The organism is Catenulispora yoronensis (assembly GCF_039531695.1).
Lineage (GTDB): Bacteria > Actinomycetota > Actinomycetes > Streptomycetales > Catenulisporaceae > Catenulispora > Catenulispora yoronensis.
Genome location: NZ_BAAAQN010000069.1, coordinates 40280 through 60629 on the forward strand (window position 1 = coordinate 40280; position 20350 = coordinate 60629).

The window sequence follows — 20350 nt, forward strand, 5'->3', positions numbered from 1 at the left end:
AGTGACCTATCGCTCGCCTCCTCGTTCTCCATGGCGGAGAAGGGAGGGCTTCGTGCTCGACGATCGCGACCGCCCCTCGGACGGGCGCGAGGACCTCGAAGCGGCACTGGTGCTGCATTACTCCCGTCTGGTCCGCATCGCATACCTGGCGCTGCCTCCGGAGGGGGACCGGCACGGCAGAGTGCTCGCGGCGCACGCCATAGTGCAACGGACGCTTCCGGGCAGCGGCGGACGGCTCGATCCGCGCCGCCGCCGGTTGGGGGAGGCGTACGGGGACTCGTACGCCATCCTGCGCACCGCCGTCATTCGCGCGGCCCTGCGCGGGAACCGCCGCCTGCGGGTCCTGCACACCCCCTATGTCTGGGGTCTGCGACTCTTCCCGCTCGGCGGCGGCTCCGAGGAGATGCAGATGGACGCCGCGCTGCGGGCCATGAACACCACCGCGCGGATCGCGTACGTCCTGCTGGCCCTGGAGGATCTCAACGCCGAGCAGACCAAGGCCGTCCTCAAGCGGGCCGGCGCCGGCGGCATCCCCGGGGCGATGTCGGCGGCCCGGCGGCTGCTGGCCGAACAGCCCGCCGAGGTCCTCGGATCCTCCGAGTTCGACCCGTGCACGCTGCGCACCCGGCCCACCGACCTGGCCCGTCGGCGCCGCCGGACCCGCGCCGTGCTCGGCGGCGGCGCCGCCGCGGTCGCGGTCGCCCTCGCCGCCGTGATCGGCTTCGGCGGGTCCGGCCCGGGGTTCGCCGACGCCCTCGGCGGCGCCGCGGACGCCGGCGGCTCGGGCGGGTCGGGTGGCTCGGGCGGATCCGGCGGCTCCATCGGTTCCGGCAGCGTGGCCGGCGCCGCGAACGCCGCCTCCCAGACCCCGATCCGCGTGGCCGCCGACGCCTGGCGGACCAGCGCCCGCATCGACTTCGGCGTCTGGCCCGCGCGCGGTGCCGACGGCGCCTCCGGAACCCTGGTCGGCCAGGCGCTCGAAGCCTGGACCGCGCCGCACGCCGACGTCCTGCGCCTCGGCCCGGGCGCCTCCGACGCCCCGCCGGTGCTGCCGGTCCACGTGCTCTACAACGGCCGCCTGGACGGCGCCTCGGTCGCCCTGCTCTACGACACCACCCGCCTGGCCCGCTACACCGTGCCCGACCATCCCGGCGCCGCCGATCCGGTCCGCCTCGACGTGGTCCGCGCCGACGACTCGGACGTCACCAGCGCCGGCGCCGTCGTGCTCCGCTCCACCCCGGCCGGCGACCGCTGGTTGGTCGCGCCCTGGGTGAACACGGTCGCGGTGCGCGATCTGCGCGCGCCGGACGCCCTGGCCCGGCCGTCGGTGTTCCCCGACGGCGTCACCCCGACCGTGCCCCGTCCCGCGGTCAGCACTTGCGGGGTCTGGCCGGTGCTGCAAATGCAGTCCTCGCCGCAGATCGCCGAGCACCACACCTTCCTGCTCGCCGACCTCACCGAGGGCGGCGGCGTGACCGGTACCCACCTGACCTACACGCCGCCGCCGAAGACCGGCCCGGCGCAGTCGCCGCGCGAGGGCACCGGGCCGGACGCGCTGGTCGCCGAGGCGCGGGTGGTCTGCGGACTGGGGCCGTTGCAGGGCCGGGACGTCAAGCAGATCAACACCTGGAGCTTCGCGCAGCAGACCCTGCCGGCGAATCAGGGCCTTGCGACCTGGGTCTGCCTGCGGGCCGACGACTGGACCGGCGCGGGCACCTCCACCGGCGTGTTCCTGCCGCCCGCGGTCCGCGTCCCGGCGGCCGTCACCGGCACCGAGACCGGCGGCAAGTCCTGCACCCGGTTCGACCAGAACGTCGTAGCCCAGACCCGCTGGCGCGGCCCGGACGGCCGGACGTATCTGCTGGTCGCCGGCTCCCGGCACGTCGTGAAGCTCGGCGTCGCCGACGCCTCGGGCGCCGTCCACGCCCCGGCCCCGGCGCCGGACCACACCGCCGCGACCCCGATGCCCGACGCCGCCGCGGCGTCGAGTTCGGCGGTCGGCGTCCTGGACACCGGTGAGACGCTGCGGGCGTTCCACCCCTGACAAGGCCGCCCCGGCGAGGCCGCACCTGGACCGGGCCTCCCCACCGGCCGCGGTCGGTTCTATCCTCTCCGTGCACAGCCACCGGGGAGGATGCCATGGAACTGGAACTGCGCCACCTGCGCACGCTGTGCGCGATCGCCGACGCCGGCAGCGTCGGGCGCGCGGCGGCGGTGCTGGGGTACTCGCAGCCCGCGATGAGCACGCAGCTGCGGCGCATCGAGCGGCTGTTCGGCGAACCGCTGTTCCTGCGCGGCACCCGGGGCGTCGAGCCGACCGCCTACGGCGTCGAAGTGGTGGCGCAGGCGCGGGACGTCCTGGCGCGCGCGGACGCGATCGGGCGCCGCGGCAGCGCGGAGTCCGCCGCCGGCGGCCGCACCCTGCGGCTGGCGGCCACCAACACCCCGATGCTGTCCGGTCTGGTCAGCCGGCTGCGCGGCGTGCTGCCGGACCTGGCGGTGTCGGTGAGCAGCGTCTACTCGTCGAGCGCCATCGTCGGGCTGCTGGAGGACGGCGTGCTCGACGCCGGGGTGGCGGCCGACTACCCGGGCATCGAGCTGCCGCACTCGGATCGCCTGGCCCACCGGGGCATCGTCACCGAGCCGTCCTTCGTGGCCCTGTCGGCCCGGCATCCGCTGGCCCGCCGGGTCGAGGTGGCCCTGGCCGACCTGGCCGGCGAGGCCTGGTTCCTGACCCCGGACGACGGCGCCGGCTGGCCCGGCGTGTTCTACGCCGCCTGCGAGTCGGCGGGCTTCGAACCGGCCGCCGTCCACGAGTTCCTCGGCGACCAGGTACAGCTCCAGGCGATGATCGCGGACGGCCTCGGGATCTCGGTGGTGCAGGCGACGCTGCGCCCGCTGCCCGGCGTGGTGATCAAACCCCTGATGAGCACTCCGCTGTGGTGCCGCTACGTCCTCGTGTGGCGGCGCGCCGGTCTCGGCGACGACGTGGCCGAAGCCCTCTTCGGCTCCGCGACGGCCGCCTACCGCCACTTGATCGCCCGCTCGTCCCACTTCCAGGCCTGGGCCTCCGGCACCTACCAGGCGAAGGCGAACCCGAGTCGGACACATCTTTAATCTGTGACATTGCACTGCTGAACAGGCGCGACACGAGAGTTATGGCCGCGCATGCCATAGTCCTATCCCCGCACCTCATTGTCAGGGGCCTGCGCGACTGCCAGATTGCGTCCCGCGCCTCCTCCCACATCGCCCTGAGGCGCACGCCAACCATCAAGGAGCAGTGATGCGCCACCGATCACGCATGCCCGGAATCGTCACGGCGGCGGTGGCCGCGGTCGCGGTCGTCGCCGCTTTGGCGACCGGCCCGGCGGCCGCGGCTACGTCCGCCACCGGGGCCACGTCCGCCACTGCGGGCACGTCCACCACCGGAGCCACGTCCACCACCGCGATACCGCCGGCCCGACCGGCCGGGGCCGCCCACACGGCACCCGCGCCCCAGGGCTCCCCGGAGTCCGCGACCTCCGACCGCTCGGTCGTCGCCAAGAAGCCGACCGCCGTCGGCGACCTGGCACCGCACCAAATGGACGGCACCAAGCCCTCTACCGCCTCCGCCGCCGCGAAGAATGGCGCCTCGGTCAAGACAGGCGCTTCCGCCCAGAAGACATCCGTCGCGGCACAGTCCTGCACGCCGTCAGACTTCGCGTCGCGCTCCGGCAGCACCCTGACGAGCTTCGTCAAGGCGTCCACCACCGACTGCGTCAACACGTTGTTCACCGTGACCGGCTCCACGGCCGCCACGATCTTCAGCGAAGCGAACATGACGACCATCGCGAACGCGTTCCACACCGGCGCGAACAGCTACCCGGGCAACGACTCGACCAGCGTCCAGCAGTTGGTGCTGTTCCTCCGCGCCGGATATTACGTGCAGTACTACAGCAACGGCTCCATACCGGCCTACAGCCAGGCCCTCGCCACCGCGGTCGAGGGGGCGCTGGACTCCTTCGTCGCCAGCTCGCACCTGCTGGACGTCAACGACAGCAACGGCCCGGTCCTGGGTGAAACGATCATCCTCACCGACAGTGCCAATGAGCAGGCGCGGTATCTGAGCACGTACAAGCGGATCCTGAACGCCTACAACAGCTCCTACGACGCCTACTCGACGATGCTCAACGCCGTGAACAACGTCTACACGCCGTTGTTCCGGGGCCACCAGTTCCCCGCGTTCGTCTCGGCGGTGACGGCCGACCCGAGCATCATCGACACCCTGAACAGCTTCGCCCTGAACCACCTGGCGCTGCTCGGCGGCGACAACTCGTTCCTGGACTCCAACGCCGGCCTGGAACTGAGCCGCTTCGTCCAGCACCCGGCGCTCCAGGCCAAGGTCCGGCCGCTGATGCTGGGCCTGCTCAACGCCTCCGCGATGACCGGCCCGACCGCCGGCCTCTGGGTCGCCGTCGCCGGCAACGCCGACTACTACGACCAGGCCGACTGCTCCTACTACAACGTCTGCGACCTGGCGAACAAGCTCACGGCCGCGGTCCTGACGACCACCACGCACTGCGACTCCAGCCACACCGTCGTCTCCCAGGCGCTGACCTCCTCGGACCTCACCGCGGTCTGCAAGAGCATCCTGGGCCAGTACACCTACTTCCACGGACTGGTGAAGGACAACGGCCCGATCCCGGGCCAGAACGACGGCGACTTCGTCCTGACGGTCTTCGCCTCCCGCAGCGACTACGTCACCTACGCCGGCGTGATCTACGGCGTCGACACCGACAACGGCGGCATCACCCTCACCGGCGACCCGACCGATCCGGCCAACATCGTCCGCTCGATCATGTACCAGTGGCCCACCGACAACGGCTTCGTGGCCCGCGTGTGGAACCTCAACCACGAGTTCACCCACGCCCTCGACGCCGAGTACGACATGAAGGGCGACTTCAGCACCCAGATCACCGTCCCCGACATCTGGTGGATCGAGGGTGTCGCGGAGTACGTGTCCTACAGCTACCGCAGCGTTCCCGACACCGAGGCGATCAGTGAGGCCGCGACGCACCGCTACGCCCTGAGCACCCTCTTCCAGAGCACCTACGACAACAGCGACGAGACCCGCACCTACCCCTGGGGCTACCTCGCCGTCCGCTACATGTTCGAGAAGCACCCCTCCGACGTCGCCGCCATGCTCGCCAAGTTCCGCACCGGCGACTACCAGGGCGCCTACGCGGTCTACAACTCCCGCGGCACCAGCTACGACGCCGACTTCACGGCCTGGCTCGACCTGTGCGCCGCGGGCGCCTGCCAGACCACCACCCCGCCGCCGCCCCCGGTGACCAGCTGCCCGGGCTCCGACACCCGCGCCATGGGCCAGAACTGCTCCCGCACCAACCAGGCGGCGGCCGCGGGCCAGCTCGACTACCTGTACATCTACATCCCCGCCGGCACCTCCACGCTGACCATCACCACCACCGGCGGCACCGGCACCGCGTACCTGTACTACAACCCCAGCGCGTGGGCGACCCCCAACGCCTACACCCAGGGTTCGCTGAACAACGGGACCACCCAGAGCCTGACGATCAGCAACCCGCCGGCGGGCTACGAGTACATCAGCCTGTACGGAAAGACCGCGTTCAGTGGAGTGACGGTGACGACGTCGTACTGAGCGGGGATCAGGGACTCCCAGGGGGCTGAGAGGAGCGGCGGGGCCACGACGGCGTGGCTCCGCCGCTCGCCGTTGCCTCGCCGCTCGCTGTTGCCCGGTGCTTCACGAACACATCCCCGAGATGTCCGTTCCCGAGATCTCCGAGCACGCCACGAATCCGTCGTTGTGCAGCCGCGACGCCATCGCGTCCGAGGTCAGAAAACTCATGAAATCATTGGCCAGATCCGACCGGTCGCCGGCCCGGAAGAGATTCTCGGTCGCGACAAACGGATAACCGTTGTGCAGAGCCTGGTCCCTGGTCGGCAGTTTGCCGTCCAGGGCCACGACGTCGACCGAGGGGAAGAACGGAAGCGCGTCGGCCTCCGCGTACCCGATGGCCCCGGGCGTGGCGTTCACGTACGCGAGCAGCTGCATCGTCGTCGCCACCGTGCATGACGCGGGCTTCGGTTCGCTGGAGTCCGGTGCGGGACAGGGAGCCGAGCTCACGGCACTCGTATTCGACTGGGTCACGGTATCCAGAAATGTGGTCCGGGTCCCGGAACCGATCGGCCGTCCCACCAGTTTGTATCCCTCCGAAGACGGCGACAGCGCTCCCGTCCCCGACCCCGTGAACAAATCCCGTACCGTCTCCGCGTTGAGCTTCCCCGCCACATCGTGATTCGCGACCACCGCGAATATCACCACCCCCACCGGCTTCGCCGTCAGGCCCGCGGGCGTCGCTTCCGGCGGCCCGTCCACCATCGCCAGCTCTCGCGAAGCCCCCAGCGTCGATCCGAACTGCTCCAGCCCCGCGCCGCTCCCGACCGGCGACACCGTGATGTGCGCGTTGGGGCACTGCTGCTCGTACTCGTTCTTCGCGATGGTCGCGATCGGCGCGAAGGCGGTGGATCCTTCGAGCTGGAGCCGTCCGGACGCGCACAGCGCCTTCGGAGTCAGCGCCCTGTTGGCCAGCCACACCCCGCCCGACGCCGCCGCGACCAGCGCCAGCGCCGCGATCCCGGCCTGCCAGGCGGTGCGGCGGCGCCGGTTGGGCCGCGCCTGGCGCACCCGGCCGCCGATCAGGCCGCCGCGCCGCGTGATGGTCACCGGCGTGTTCTGGTCGCGCTCCCCGTCCAGCAGCACCACCAGCCGGAACCCGGACCCCCGGTTGAGGTTGAACATCGGCAGCTGCACCGTCGACCGCTTGCCCGAGCTCATGTCCGCCTGCGGGATCAGCGGCCCGGTCCTCGGCGCCCGCTCGCTCGGGCCGGGGTCCGGGTCGGGGCCGGCCGCTGAACCACCGACTCCCGCGGCGCCGGCCCCGGTACCACCAGCACCAGCGCCGCCGGCACCAGCAGTACCAGCACCAGCACCCCCGACCCCCGAGCCGCCGGCACCAGTACCCCCGGCCCCCGCGGCCCCGCCCCGATCGATCCGCCGCTGCTCCTCCACCTGGTCCCGCACCCCGTCGGCATCGTCGTCGCGATGCTTGCGGGAGGCGTCCCCCCGGACCTTCAGGTCCACCACGTCCATCCCGGAGAACGTGAACTTCAGCAAACTGTCCCAATCCATCCCTTTGCGCACATCCAGCAGCCCGGTGTTCCGGATCTCCAGGATCACCAGCTGCGGGGCGTCAAGGTCCTGCGAAGCCCGCTTGGGCCGGACCGACCACATGTCCTTGTCGTCGATGTTGATCGGCGCGTCGTACACCACCGACCAGCTCAGCCGCCGCCGCTTGACCACGGTCGCCCACGCCGCTCCGCCGGCCGCCAGCAGCGCACCGGCCAGCACCTCGGCGGGTACCACGTTCTGGTTGAGCCAATCGTTCACGGTGGCCAGCGGCCCCTGGGCGAGCGTCCTCATGGAATCACGCTAGGTACAGGCCGCGACCACGGTGTGTCAGGGCCCTGAACATCCGGCGAATCCCGCGGCGCCGCCGGGCCGCGGGCCGGGAGCCCGGGCGAACCGGCCCGAACCGGACCCCGGCCCCGCCGCCCCCAGGCGTCCCCCACGTGACTCCCATGTTTCCACCGCAAGAAATCCGTTATCACTCCGTGATTGCGGAACCGGTTCCGGCGGTGTTGACTCTAGCCCCGGAACCGGTTTCGCAACCGGTACCGGAACCGGTGCCACCAGGCACCGTGCCACAATCCTGACCGTCAACGACCAGCAGTCACATCGGGTGGGGAGTCCAGGGCATGCCGATCACTATCGCCGACGTCGCGGCGCGGGCCGGGGTCAGCAAGACCACGGTTTCGCGCGTGCTCAACGGCCGGGGTGAGCTGGACGCGGCCACCGAGGCGCGAGTGCGCCGGGTCATCGACGAGCTCGGTTACGTCCCCAGCGCCCGCGCGGTGTCGCTGGCCCGGGGCCGTACCGGCGTGATCGGGATGCTCGTCCCGTCGCTCACCTGGCCGTGGATCGGGCAGGTGCTCCAGGGCGCCGTGGACACCGTGGAGAGCCGCAAGTACGGCTTGATGCTCTTTACCTGCAACCAGGGTGACGGCTCCATGCGGCAGTTCGCCAGCCAGGTCGACGCCAAGGCGTTCGACGGACTGCTGGTGATCGAGCCGGAGGGCACCCTGGACTACATCACGGAGCTGCACTCGGCCGGGCTGCCGGTGGTCCTGATCGACGACCGCGAATCCCGTCCGCAGTTCCCCTCCGTGTCCACCACCAACCGTGCCGGCGGCCGACAGGCCGCCGCGCATCTGCTGGAGCTGGGCCGCCGGCGACCGATCGTGGTCTCCGGGACCCCCGGCTTCGGCTGCGTCACCGAGCGGACCGAGGGCTTCGCCGAAGCCTTCGCCGAGGCCGGCTTTCCCCTGCCGGCCGAGGCCCTGCTCGACGGGGACTTCACTTTGGAGTCGGGCCGGGCCGCCGTGGCGCGGGCCTTCTCCGAGGGCGTCGAGTTCGACGCCTTGTTCGCGCACAACGACCTCTCCGCTGCGGGCGCCATGCAGGCGCTGAGGGAGGCCGGGCGCGCGGTGCCGCACGATGTGGCCGTCGTCGGATTCGACGACGTCGACCTCGCCGCGCTCACCACGCCGCCGCTGACCACGGTCCGCCAGCCCCTGCGGGAGATGGGGGCGCTGGCGGCCCGGATGCTGTTGGCGCGTTTGGCCGGGGACCTGTTCCCGACCGAGCCCGTCGTGATCCCGACCGACTTCGTCGTCCGGGGCTCCACCGCACCACAGGCCTAGATCCCAAGATCCGGATCCGTCCGGGCGCGTCGCCGCCGGCCACCTCGGCCGCAACCCCAGGCGCCGTGCCGCGCTGCCGCACACCCGAAAGCGCCTAGCCCAGGGACCGGCGAACCCGGACGACCGCACAAGCTCAGGAGGAGCTATGACCCTCGCGACACCCGGCACCGCAGCCCGGCGTCCGCTCGCCATTCTGGTTGCCGCCGGCCTCACCGCGGCGCTGGCCGCCGGCTGCGGCAGCGCCAAGAAAGTCAGCAACGGCAACGGCACCACCGGGGGCACCTCCGGCGGCTCCGGCGCGACCGTGCTGAACGTCGGCATGCCGGACGGCGCCACCCTCCCGGCGAACAACAACCCGTTCCTGGACTCCTCGTTCGCCAAGAAGCTGGGCTACACCTGGCTGATCTGGGAGCCGCTGGCGATGACCGACGAGGCCAAGCCGGACCAGGACCCCAAGCCGTGGCTGGCCACCAAGTGGGACTGGGCGCCGGACTACTCCAAGATCACCCTGACCGTCCGGGACGGCGTGAAGTGGTCCGACGGCAGCCCGCTGACCGCCGACGACGTCGCCTACTCCTTCCAGATCCAGAAGGACAACAAGGGCATCAACTACTACTCGCTTCCGATCACGGACGTGAGCAGCAGCGGCAACCAGGTGACGGTGAGCTTCAACGGCTCGCAGTACGTGAACCGGACCAAGGTGCTGGCCACCCAGGTCATCAACAAGAAGCAGTGGTCGGCGATGGCCGACCCGACCAAGGACACCGTCGCCAGCCCGGTCGGCACCGGCCCGTACTCGATCAAGAGCACCACGCCCTCGACGGTGACCGTGGCCGCCCGCGACGGCTACTGGGGCAACGCGCCGAAGGTGAAGACGATCAACTTCACCACCTACAGCTCCAACGACACCATGGGCTCCGCGCTCACCTCGGGTGCCGCGGAGTGGAGCTACTACTTCATGTCCGACGCCAAGAGCACCTTCGTGGCCAAGGACCCGGCGCACTACAAGCTGTACTTCCCGGCCCAGCTGTCGGCCGACGGCCTGTGGTTCAACACCACCAAGAAGCCGTTCGACGACCCGCACCTGCGCCGCGCCATGAGCATGGTGATCAACCGGGACGACATCTTCAACCAGGGCGAGGCCGGCTACTTCAAGCCGAAGATCGAGAACATCACCGGCATCCCGACCCCGCAGGGCGAGCCCTACATCGCCCCGGACTTCAAGGGCAAGGCGCCGGAGGCCGACGTGGCCACCGCCAAGAAGGAGCTCACCGACAACGGCTACACCTACCAGGGCGACAAGCTCATCGGTAAGGACGGCAAGCCGGTGACCCTGACGATGACCGACCCGGCGGACTGGAACGACTACCAGACCGACCTGGCGATCATCAAGGACAACCTGGCCACCATCGGCATCGACGCCACCGTCGACAAGGCCAACGACGACGCCTGGTTCGACAACATCGCCAAGGGCAACTTCGACACGGCGCTGCACTGGACCAACTCCGGGACCACGCCGTACGACATGTACCAGCAGATCATGGACTCCGCGGCGGTCCAGCCGATCGGCACCGCGGCCACCGAGAACTTCGGCCGGTTCAAGAACGACGCGGCCGACGCGGCGCTGAAGGCGTACGCCAACGCCACCGACGACGCCAGCCGGACCGCGGCCATGAACAACCTGGAGAAGATCTTCGTCGAGCAGATGCCGATGATCCCGACCTCGGCCGGCAACCTCGGCGCCGAGTTCTCGACGAAGAACTGGAACGGCTGGCCGTCGGCGGAGAACGCCTACGCGGCACCGCAGCCGACCCGCTGGGGCATGCTCGACGTCGTCCTGCACCTGACCCCGTCGTCCTGACCCGTCCCGTGTCCCCCGGCCCGGCCTGAGCCGGGCCGGGGGAGCGGCGGGGGTCCGAGCGGTCCCCGCAGTCCTTGCAGTCCTTAGAAGGAGCACATCAGATGTCGGACACGGCACCCCCGCCGGGCGCGGTGGTCCTGGAAGCCGAGGGGCTGACCAAACACTTCCCGGTCCGCGCCCGCGGGCGGGCGGCCCTGAGCCGCACGCCCCGCGTTGTACACGCTGTGGACGACGTCACGCTCACGCTGCGCAGCGGCCGCGTGACCGCGCTGGTCGGCGAGTCCGGTTCGGGCAAGTCGACGGTGGCGCGGCTGCTGGCGCAGCTCTACCCCCGCACCGGCGGGGACATCCGGCTGGCCGGGTCGTCCACCGAGGTGAAGGGCGGCCGGGCGTTCAAGGCCTACGCCAAGCGGGTCCAGATGATCTTCCAGGACCCGTTCGCCTCGCTGAACCCGGTGCACACCGTGCGCCACCATCTGACCCGGGCGCTGCGGATCCACGGCAAGCCCGCGGACCAGCAGGGCCTGACCGAGCTGCTCGGCCGGGTGCAGTTGACCCCGGCCGAGCTGTATCTGGACAAGTACCCGCACGAGCTGTCCGGCGGACAGCGCCAGCGCGTGTCGATCGCGCGGGCGCTGGCCGCCGACCCCGAGGCGCTGCTCGCCGACGAACCGGTGTCGATGCTGGACGTGTCGATCCGGCTCGGGGTGCTGAACCTGCTGCGGGACCTCAAGGAGCGCCTGGACCTGGCGATCCTGTACATCACCCACGACATCGCCTCGGCGCGCTACTTCGCCGACGAGACGATGGTGATGTACGCCGGGCGCATGGTCGAGGGCGGCGACTCCGAGACCGTGACCCAGAACCCGGCGCACCCCTACACCCAGCTGCTGGTCGACTCCGCGCCGAACCCCGAGCGACTCGGCGCCATCGTCGAGGACGACGACGAGGACTCCGGCGAGCCGCCGAGCCTGATCGACCCGCCGTCCGGCTGCCGGTTCCACCCGCGCTGCCCGCACGCGATGGCGATCTGCAAGGCGAAGGTGCCCGAGCGCATCGAGCTGACGGACGCGCCGGGCCACTGGGCCGCGTGCTGGCTCTACGCCGACAAGGCGGCGCTGGGCGAGGGCGCGGTGCCCGAGCAGGCCGGGGCCGGTGCTGCCGCCGGAAACGTGTTCGGCGCCACTGCCACCGCTACCGCCGGCACCGCCGGTACCGCGAACGGGACCGTGACCGAAGCCGCGACCGAGGAGAACCAGGAGGCAGCGCTGTGAAGTACTTCGCCCGCCGCTTCGGCTTCTACGTCTTCACCCTCTGGGCCGCCGTCACCATCAACTTCTTCATCCCGCGCCTGATCCCCGGCAACCCGGTGGACTCGCTGCTCGCCCAGCGCAAGGGCCAGATCGACGACAGCGCCGTGGAGTCGCTGAACGTGCTGTTCGGCCTGGACAAGCACCAGAGCCTGCCCTCGCAGTACTTCCACTACCTGGGCCAGCTCATGCACGGCGACCTGGGCATCAGCTTCGGCAACTTCCCGGAGCCGGTGACCCACGTGCTGAGCCGGTCGCTGCCGTGGACCCTGGGCCTGATCGGCACCACCACGGTCCTGGCGTTCCTGATCGGCACCGCGCTCGGCGTCTTCGCCGGCTGGCGTCGCGGCACCTGGCTGGACAGCCTGCTGCCGGCCACCTCGTTCCTGTCCTCGATCCCGTACTTCTGGCTCGGCCTGATCGCCGTGGCCTGGTTCGCCGGCGACGGCGGCCTGCCGACTTCCGGCGGCTACACGGTGGGCCTGATCCCGGGCTGGCAGGGCGGCTTCATCGCCGACGCGGTGTGGCACAGCATCCTGCCGGCCTGCACGATCATCATCTCCGCGGTCGGCGGCTGGCTGCTGGCGATGCGGAACATGATGGTCACCGTCACCGCCGAGGACTACATCACCGTCGCGCACGCCAAGGGCCTGTCCGGCACCCGGGTGATGACCCGCTACGCCGCGCGCAACGCGCTGCTGCCCTCGGTCTCCGGTTTCGGCATGGCGCTGGGCCTGGTGGTCGGCGGCACCTTCCTGGTCGAGCAGGTCTTCTCCTACCCCGGCGTGGGCCTGCAGCTGATCAACGCCGTCTCCGGCCACGACTACCCGCTGATCCAGGGCGTGTTCCTGGTCGTCACCATCGCGGTGCTGGTCGCGAACTTCCTGGCCGACCTGGCCTACATGGCCCTGGACCCCCGTACCCGGAAGGAGGGCTGACCCATGCGCCTCCGCTTCCGGATGCCGAGCCTGAAGGTCACCGTGGGCCTGGTGCTCCTGATCGTGTTCACCTTCGTGGCCTTCTTCGGCGACGCGCTGGCCCCGTTCGACCCGTCCAAGCGCAGCAAGGACATCCTGCAGGCGCCGTCGGGCAAGCACTGGTTCGGCACCACGCACCTGGGCCAGGACATCTTCAGCCAGATCCTGGTCGGAACCCGCAGCGTGATGTTCGTCGGGTTCTCCGCCGGGATCCTGGCCACGCTGATCGCGGTGGTGATCGGCGTCGCCTCCGGCTACCTGTCGGGCCTGCCCGGCGAGAGCCTGTCCACGATCTCCAACGTCTTCATCGTGATCCCGGCGCTGCCGCTGATCATCATCGTCACCAACGTGGTGCCGAACTCCGGGGACACCGCGATCGCGGTCGTCATCGGCTGCACCGGCTGGGCCTGGGGCGCGCGGCTGCTGCGGGCCCAGACCTTGTCGCTGCGCCAGCGCGACTTCGTGCAGGCCTCCCGCGCCAACGGCGAGTCGACCTGGCGGATCGTGGTCTTCGAGATCCTGCCGAACCTGACCGCCATCATCGCCTCCTCGTTCATCGGCACCGTGATGTTCGCGGTGCTGACCGAGATCGCGCTGGCCTACGTCGGGGTCTCCGGGATCTCCGAGTGGAACTGGGGCGAGGTGCTGTTCTGGGCCCAGGGCCAGCAGGCGCTGGCCATCGGCGCCTGGTGGTGGTTCGTCCCGGCCGGGCTGTGCATCGCGCTGCTGGGCACCGCGCTGTCGCTGGTGAACTTCGGCATCGACGAGATCGTGAACCCGCGGCTGCGCAGCAGCGGCCGCGCGGTGGTGAAGGCCGCCGACGGGCGCAAGGTGCGGATGCAGATCGGGTTCACCCCGGTGCTTTCGCAGGACTCGAATGTGAACAAGGGGAGTGCTGCCCGATGAGCCAGCCGGTCCTGGAGATAAAAGGGCTCTCCGTCGAGTACGGCCTGGGCGACAAGGCGGTGCGCGCGGTCAGCGAGGTCGACCTGACGCTGCGCCGCGGCGAGGTGCTGGGCCTGGCCGGCGAGTCCGGCTCCGGCAAGTCCACGCTGGTCTACGGCGCCACCCGGCTGCTGGCGCCGCCCGGCGTGGTCGCCGGCGGGTCGGTGATCTACCACCCCGAGGCCGGCGAGCCGTTCGACGTGCTCCGGCTGACGCACGCGGAGCTGCGCGCCTTCCGCTGGGACCAGCTGTCCATCGTGTTCCAGGGCGCGATGAACTCGCTGAACCCGGTGGCCACCATCGCCGACCAGCTCACCGACGTGATCAAGGAGCACCGGCCGAAGGGGACCAAGACCGAGCGGATGGTGCGCGCGGCGGAGCTGCTGAGCCTGGTGGGCATCGCCCGCGACCGGCTCAGCAGCTACCCGCACCAGCTCTCCGGCGGTATGCGCCAGCGCGTGATGATCGCGATGGCGCTGGCCCTGGAGCCGCGCGTGGTGATCATGGACGAGCCGACCACCGCGCTGGACGTGGTGATGCAGCGGCAGATCATGCGGCAGCTGGTGAAGCTCAAGCAGCGCCTGGGGTTCTCGGTCATCTTCATCACCCACGACCTGTCGCTGCTCGCCGAGTTCAGCGACCGGATCGCCATCATGTACGGCGGCCGGATCGTGGAGGAGGCGCCGTCCAGCGCCATCTACGCCGACTCCCTGCACCCCTACAGCCACGGGCTGCTGCACTCCTTCCCGGCGCTGCACGGCCCGCGGCGCGGCCTGGCCGGCATCCCCGGCTCGCCGCCGGACCTGCGGAACATGCCGGCCGGCTGCGCCTTCGCGCCGCGCTGTCCGAAGGCCTTCGACCCCTGTGAAACCGATCTGCCGCCGCTGACGCGCCCGGCCGACGCCGCGGGCACCGGCGACCGAACCGTCGCCTGCTGGCTGCACCCGGCCGCCTGACCCACCCTTGCTATGAGGAGAACCATGATTCACGAGCTGCCCAGCGACTTCCGGTGGGGTGTGGCGACCAGCGCCTACCAGATCGAGGGCGCGGTGTCCGAGGACGGCCGGACCCCGTCGATCTGGGACACGTTCTGCCGCGTGCCCGGCGCCGTCGACAACGGCGACAACGGCGACGTGGCCTGCGACCACTACCACCGGATGCCGGAGGACGTCGCGCTGATCAAGACCCTGGGCGTGGACACCTACCGGTTCTCGGTGGCCTGGCCGCGGGTGCAGCCGACCGGCTCCGGCCCGGCCAACGAGCGCGGGCTGGCGTTCTACGACCGGCTGGTCGACGAGCTGCTCGGGGCCGGCATCGACCCGTGGCTGACGCTGTACCACTGGGACCTGCCGCAGGAGCTGGAGGACGCCGGCGGCTGGCCGAACCGGGACACCGCCTACCGGTTCGCCGACTACGCCGAGCTCGTCTACGCCAAGCTCGGCGACCGGGTGGAGCACTGGACCACGCTCAACGAGGCCTGGTGCTCGGCCTGGCTGGGCTACGTGAAGGGGGTGCACGCGCCGGGCCGCAAGAACTTCGCCGACGGCGTGAGCGCCGTGCACCACCTGCTGCTCGGGCACGGCCTGGCGGCCGGCCGGATCCGCGCCGCCGCGACCTCCGCCGGCCGCACCGTGGACCTGGCGATCACCCACATCCTGGGCAACTCGGTCCCGGCCTCCGACGACCCGGTGGACGTCGAGGCGGCCCGCCGCGGCGACGCGCTGAGCTTCCGGTTCTACATGGACCCGATCTTCAAGGGCGGCTACCCCGAGGACCTGGTCGCCGACCTGTCGGCGATCGGCGTGGAGATCCCGGTCCAGGACGGCGACCTGGCCGCGATCGCCGAGCCGATCGACACCATCGGCGTGAACTACTACCGCTCCGAGCGCACCACCGGCTACGCCGAGAACGGCGAGACCGTCGAGGCCGACGGCCGTCCGGTGACCCGCACCATCGAGTTCGGCGACCTGCCCAAGACCTACATCGACTGGGAGGTCATGCCCGCCGACTTCGCCGACCTGCTGACCCGCGTCGGCCGCGAGTACCCGGGCTACCCGATCTACATCACCGAGAACGGCGCCGCCTACGACGACGCCGCGGACGCGGACGGGTTCGTCGAGGACACCGACCGCACCGCCTACCTGGAGTCGCACCTCAACGCCGTCGTCGAGGCGCGCGGCCGGGGCGCGGACATCCGCGGCTACTTCGCGTGGTCGCTGATGGACAACTTCGAGTGGGCCTACGGCTACGACAAGCGGTTCGGCATCGTGCGCGTCGACTACGACACGCAGGTGCGGACCCCCAAGCGCAGCGCCCTGTGGCTGCGCGACCAGATCGCCCGTGTCCGCCGTGGGGACGGCGGGGAGTGACGCGGGTGGCGCCCGCGGACCGATCGCAGCCGGTCCGGGGGCGTCGGGGCGGGGAGGGCTCGTGCGCGGGCCTCCTCGCCCCTTCGGGGTTTTGGGGTGGGGGTGGGGTGTGGGGGTCAGTGTGGGTGTGGGTGGTTGGTCGGTTGGTTGAGGCCGGGGCCGGTGCGGAAGGTGCGCACCGGCCCTTTTGCGATGAGGGGGCGATGAAGGGCGATGAGGGGGCGATGAGGGTGGTGTCACCGTTGTCTTAGAGAACTGCGAAACTGGTGACGGCGCCGAACGGCGATCGGGTTCGGAGGCTGCCATCGAAGCCCCTTCTCGACATCCGACAAGGTTATTGCCCATGATGGCGGCACCGCTTTGCGCGCCACATTGCGCCGCGCGGTGCGGTCCGAGGGGATGGGGCTCGAAATGCGTTACGCGCTCTTGGGGGCACTGAAGGTCTGGGACGACACAGGCGCCGAGATCTCGGTGCCGGCCGGCAAACAGTGCTCTGTGCTGGCAGCGTTGTTGCTGCGACCGGGCCAGGTGGTGGGTTTCGACACCCTGGTGGCGGCGCTGTGGGGGAACCGCCCGCCGGCCAGCGCGCGCTCCGGGCTGGCCACGTACGTGTCGCGGCTGCGCACCGTGCTGGGCAGCGGGACCGCGTCGAGAGTGCGGTACGAGGGACGGGGCTACCTGTTCGCGCCCGAGCCTGGGGACGAGATCGACCACGTGCGCGTCGCGGAGCTGGAGGGCCGCGCACGCGTCGCCGCCGACGAGGGACGCTGGGCCGAGGTTGGTGAGGCCGCGGCGGAGGCGCTGGGGATGTGGCGCGGGGAGGCGCTGGCCGACCTGGAGTCGGACGGACTGCGAGGCGAGTTCCTGCCGTATTTGGAGGAGCTGCGGATCCGGCTGGAGCAACTGCGGATCGACGCGCATCTGGTGCGAGGGGAATTCGACGCGATTCTGCCGACGCTGCGGGCGCTTTCAGGGTCGCATCCGTTGAACGAGCCGTTCCACGAGCGGAACTTCTTGGCGCTGTATGGGGCGGGTCGGCATGCCGATGCGCAGGAGTGGTACCGGAAGGTGCGGTTGCGGCTGCGGGAGGAGTTGGGGACGGAGCCTTCGCCGTTGTTGCGGCGGTTCTATCACCTGACTTTGCGGGGGGTTGATGCCGAGGAGATGGTGGGGGAGTTGGTGTCGCCGCGGAGGGGGTTTCGGCTGATCGATAACGTTTCCGTGAGGGGTGGGGTGGGTGGTGGCGGGGGTGGCGGTGGGGTTGGTGGAGTTGGTGGTGGAGTGATGGTGGATGGAGCTTCGGTGTCGGGGTTGGGGGCTGCTTTGGGGGTGCCTTTGGGGGCGGGGGCTGGGTTGTGGGCGGCTGGGGCGGAGGCGAGGGCTGGGAGTGAGGTGGGGAGTGGTCCGGGCGGTGGGAGTGGTGGGAGCGGCGTGGTGGGGGCTGCCTTTTTTGGCGTGGCCGCGGGTCTGGGTCTGACTGCGGGGGAGGGCGCTGGTTCGGGGACGGGGCTGGGTGTGGGTGCTGGTGGCGCTGGTATTGCTGGTGCCACTGGATTTGGTAGTGCCACTGGAATTGGTGGCGGTGGCGGTGGCGGAGGTGTTGCTGGTGTCGTTGGCAGTGCTGGAGTCGCTGCCGCTGCCGCTGCCGCTGCCGGTTCTGGCCCTGGCCCTGGCCTTGGTTCTGGTTCTGGCCCTGGCCCTGGTCTTCCTGGCTTTACTGGCGTTGGCGTTCCTGGTGTTGTTGACAGCGCTGGAGCGATGGCTGGTGGGGGCGCAAGCCTGAGCGCGCTTGCGCACCAGCTTCCGCCGGCGCCGCGTCGATTCGTGGGGCGCAGCGCGGAGCTTGCCCGCATTGGCGAGGCGATGCAGGGCAATCATCCGCCGGACCTGCCTGGGCTCACTTTGTTGGTGGGGATGGCCGGGATCGGCAAGACGGCGCTCGCGTTGATATGGGCTCACCGGTCGGCGGAGGCGTTTCCGGATGGTCGGTTGTATGTGGACCTGAAGGGCTTCGCCGAGCGGGGGACGCCGATGTCCGCCGATGAGGCTGTGCGCGTTCTGTTGGACTGTTTGGGCGTGCCAGACCACTTACTTCCGGCGACCGCCGGTGGGCGGATCGCTCTGTATCGGGCGGTCATCGCCGACAAGCGGGTGTTGATCGTGCTGGACAACGTGCACCACGCGGACCAGGTGCGTCCGTTGCTGCCGCCGGCCGGGCCCGCGCAGGTGCTGGCGACCAGTCGGAACGCGTTGGCGTCGTTGGTGACTATCGATTTGGCGCGCACGGTGGCGTTGCAGCCGTTGTCGGCGTTGGAGTCACGGGAGCTGCTGAACAAGCGTCTTGGGCCTGAGCGGACGGCTGGGCGGGAGGACGCGGTCGCCGCTATCGCAGAGCATTGCGCGCATTTGCCGCTGGCGTTGGTGGTCGCGGCGGGGCGGGCGTGGGTGCGGCCGGATGTTCCGCTGGAGGACTTGGCTGCGCAGTTGGGTGCCGTGGGCGGGAGCCTGGGGGCGTTGGACGGCGGCGATGCGGCGATCAGCGTTCGGACGGTGCTGTCGTGGTCCTACTGCCAGCTGAGTGCATGCGCGGCGCGGCTCTACCGGCTGTTGGCGCTGCATCCGGGGCCTGATGTGGCGGTGCCGGCGGCGGCGTCGCTGGCGGCGTTGCCGTCGGTGGAGGCGCACGCGGCGCTGGTCGAGCTGGTCGCGATGAACATGGCGTCGGTCGATGGGCGGGGTCGGTATCGGCGGCACAGCCTGTTGGAGGCGTTCGCGGCCGAGCGGTTGGCGGCGGAGGAGTGCGAGGAGGAGCGGGACCGGGCCTATCGGCGGATGGTGGATCACTACCTGCGGACTGTGGTGCAGGTCAACATGCTCCACGCGACGACCGCGCTGCCGACCGCGGAGGAGCTGGCGCCGGCCCCGGCGGGGGCGTTGACGACGGTGATCGAGGACTCGTTCGGCGGAATCGCCTGGTTCGACGCCGAGAGGGAGGTCATGGCCGCGCTGCTGGCGGACCTGGCGGCGGCGGGGATGGACGCCGAGGTGTGGCAGCTGGCGTGCGCGCGGTCGATCGGGATGGCGCGAAACGCGCGATGGGAGGAGGACATCGCGGGCGCGCGCTTGGCGTTGGAGGCTACGCGCCGGTTGGGGGACCGGGTCGCCGAGGCACACGTGCACCGGATGTTCGGGCGGGACCTACCGCGCATCGGGGACCCGGAGGGTGGGATGCACCACCTGGATCGGGCGCTGGAGCTGTATGTGGAGGCGGGGCATGCGCCGGGGGCGGCCGAGACGAAGCGGACGATGGCGAATGTGAGGTTCCTGCAGGGGGAGGTGGCGGCGACGCTGCCGCTGCTGCGGGAGTTTCTGGACCATGTGGAGGGGACGGGGGAGCTGCACGCGCAGGCGCAGGGGTTGAACTCGCTGGGGTGGAGCTACGCGCATTTGGGGCGGTTGCCGGAGGCGCTGGCGTGTTGTCGGCGGGCTTTGCATTTGAAGTTGGCGACGGGGCGGCATGAGCATATTGGGTTGTTGTGGGATAGTTTGGGATATATTCACCATCGGCTTGGGGATTTGGATGAGTCGGTTTCCTGTTATAGGCGCGCGATTGATGCGTGTTTGCAGGAGGGGGACGACAATCAGGTGGCGCTCGCGGCGATGCGGTTGGGGGATGCGCTGCATGATTTGGGGGATTATGGGGCGGCGCGGATGAATTGGCGGGATGCGTTGACGGCTTTTGAGGAGTTGCGGAGGCCGGAGGCTGAGGTGGTGCGGGAGCGGTTGGCGGGGGTGCGGGTGGGGGGTGGGGGACGGGGCGCTCGGGTGGGGTTGGGGTGAGGGTTTTGATCGAGGTCGGAGAGTTTTGATCTAGGTTAAAGGCCAGATCAAGGGCCAGATCAAAAGCCAGATCAAGGGCCAGATCAAAGACATCCCTGGAGTTAGGGCTGTCAAGTGGTGATGGGTTCGTGCTGGTTTGTCCAGGCGGTGGCTTCGTCGTAGAGGGTGCCGGTTTTCAGGCAGCCGTGCAGGATCCCGACGAGGCGG

Annotated in this window: 13 protein-coding genes and 1 pseudogene; 13 read left to right on the forward strand and 1 reads right to left on the reverse strand. The window is 70.3% G+C overall.

What is annotated here, in order from left to right; all coding sequences use genetic code 11:
* Nucleotides 1–52 precede the first annotated feature (52 nt).
* The 3 genes from ABD481_RS38935 to ABD481_RS38945 all read left to right on the forward strand — a co-directional run bounded on the left by ABD481_RS38935 (nucleotide 53) and on the right by ABD481_RS38945 (nucleotide 5659).
* Nucleotides 53–2044 (forward strand): SigE family RNA polymerase sigma factor, encoded by a 1992-nt coding sequence (locus tag ABD481_RS38935; protein WP_344670900.1) that lies wholly within the window; start codon nucleotides 53–55, stop codon nucleotides 2042–2044.
* Nucleotides 2045–2139: 95 nt separating this feature from the next.
* The gene (locus ABD481_RS38940) at nucleotides 2140–3117 is read left to right on the forward strand and encodes a LysR family transcriptional regulator (RefSeq protein WP_344670901.1); all 978 of its coding nucleotides are present in this window, start codon (nucleotides 2140–2142) and stop codon (nucleotides 3115–3117) included.
* Between the two features lie 166 nt (nucleotides 3118–3283).
* Nucleotides 3284–5659: a collagenase gene (locus tag ABD481_RS38945; protein ID WP_344670902.1), complete on the forward strand. Its 2376-nt coding sequence runs from the start codon at nucleotides 3284–3286 to the stop codon at nucleotides 5657–5659.
* A gap of 102 nt (nucleotides 5660–5761) precedes the next feature.
* Here the strand turns inward: ABD481_RS38945 and ABD481_RS38950 are convergent, their stop codons facing one another.
* Nucleotides 5762–7501, reverse strand: coding sequence for a PstS family phosphate ABC transporter substrate-binding protein (locus ABD481_RS38950; RefSeq protein WP_344670903.1), 1740 nt, complete (start codon nucleotides 7499–7501; stop codon nucleotides 5762–5764).
* Between the two features lie 335 nt (nucleotides 7502–7836).
* Here ABD481_RS38950 and ABD481_RS38955 point away from each other — a divergent pair, with 335 nt between their 5' ends.
* The 10 genes and pseudogenes from ABD481_RS38955 (at nucleotide 7837) to ABD481_RS38995 (ending at nucleotide 20143) form a co-directional block, all read left to right on the forward strand.
* Entirely contained in the window at nucleotides 7837–8841 is a 1005-nt protein-coding gene (locus tag ABD481_RS38955) for a LacI family DNA-binding transcriptional regulator (RefSeq protein WP_344670904.1), read from the forward strand.
* A gap of 145 nt (nucleotides 8842–8986) precedes the next feature.
* Nucleotides 8987–10702 carry an ABC transporter substrate-binding protein gene (locus ABD481_RS38960; RefSeq protein ID WP_344670905.1) on the forward strand — a complete coding sequence of 572 codons (1716 nt, stop codon included), beginning with the start codon at nucleotides 8987–8989 and terminating at the stop codon, nucleotides 10700–10702.
* Between the two features lie 101 nt (nucleotides 10703–10803).
* Nucleotides 10804–11976, forward strand: a complete 1173-nt coding sequence (locus ABD481_RS38965; protein WP_344670906.1) for an ABC transporter ATP-binding protein — start codon at nucleotides 10804–10806, stop codon at nucleotides 11974–11976.
* Nucleotides 11973–12950, forward strand: coding sequence for an ABC transporter permease (locus ABD481_RS38970; protein ID WP_344670907.1), 978 nt, complete (start codon nucleotides 11973–11975; stop codon nucleotides 12948–12950). Before ABD481_RS38965 ends, ABD481_RS38970 begins: the two co-directional genes overlap by 4 nt.
* A gap of 3 nt (nucleotides 12951–12953) precedes the next feature.
* Complete coding sequence (locus ABD481_RS38975) at nucleotides 12954–13895, forward strand: ABC transporter permease (RefSeq protein ID WP_344670908.1); 942 nt, start codon at nucleotides 12954–12956, stop codon at nucleotides 13893–13895.
* Nucleotides 13892–14890: an ABC transporter ATP-binding protein gene (locus tag ABD481_RS38980; protein ID WP_344670909.1), complete on the forward strand. Its 999-nt coding sequence runs from the start codon at nucleotides 13892–13894 to the stop codon at nucleotides 14888–14890. The genes ABD481_RS38975 and ABD481_RS38980 overlap by 4 nt, the downstream gene beginning before the upstream one ends.
* Nucleotides 14891–14914: 24 nt before the next feature.
* On the forward strand, nucleotides 14915–16303 hold the full coding sequence (locus ABD481_RS38985; protein ID WP_344670910.1) for a GH1 family beta-glucosidase: 1389 nt from the start codon (nucleotides 14915–14917) through the stop codon (nucleotides 16301–16303).
* A gap of 411 nt (nucleotides 16304–16714) precedes the next feature.
* Nucleotides 16715–17425, forward strand: a pseudogene (locus tag ABD481_RS47550) (AfsR/SARP family transcriptional regulator); the annotation flags it as partial.
* A gap of 391 nt (nucleotides 17426–17816) precedes the next feature.
* On the forward strand, nucleotides 17817–18086 hold the full coding sequence (locus ABD481_RS38990) for a hypothetical protein (protein WP_344670911.1): 270 nt from the start codon (nucleotides 17817–17819) through the stop codon (nucleotides 18084–18086).
* Nucleotides 18087–18166: 80 nt separating this feature from the next.
* Nucleotides 18167–20143, forward strand: coding sequence for a tetratricopeptide repeat protein (locus ABD481_RS38995; protein ID WP_344670912.1), 1977 nt, complete (start codon nucleotides 18167–18169; stop codon nucleotides 20141–20143).
* Nucleotides 20144–20350 lie beyond the last annotated feature (207 nt).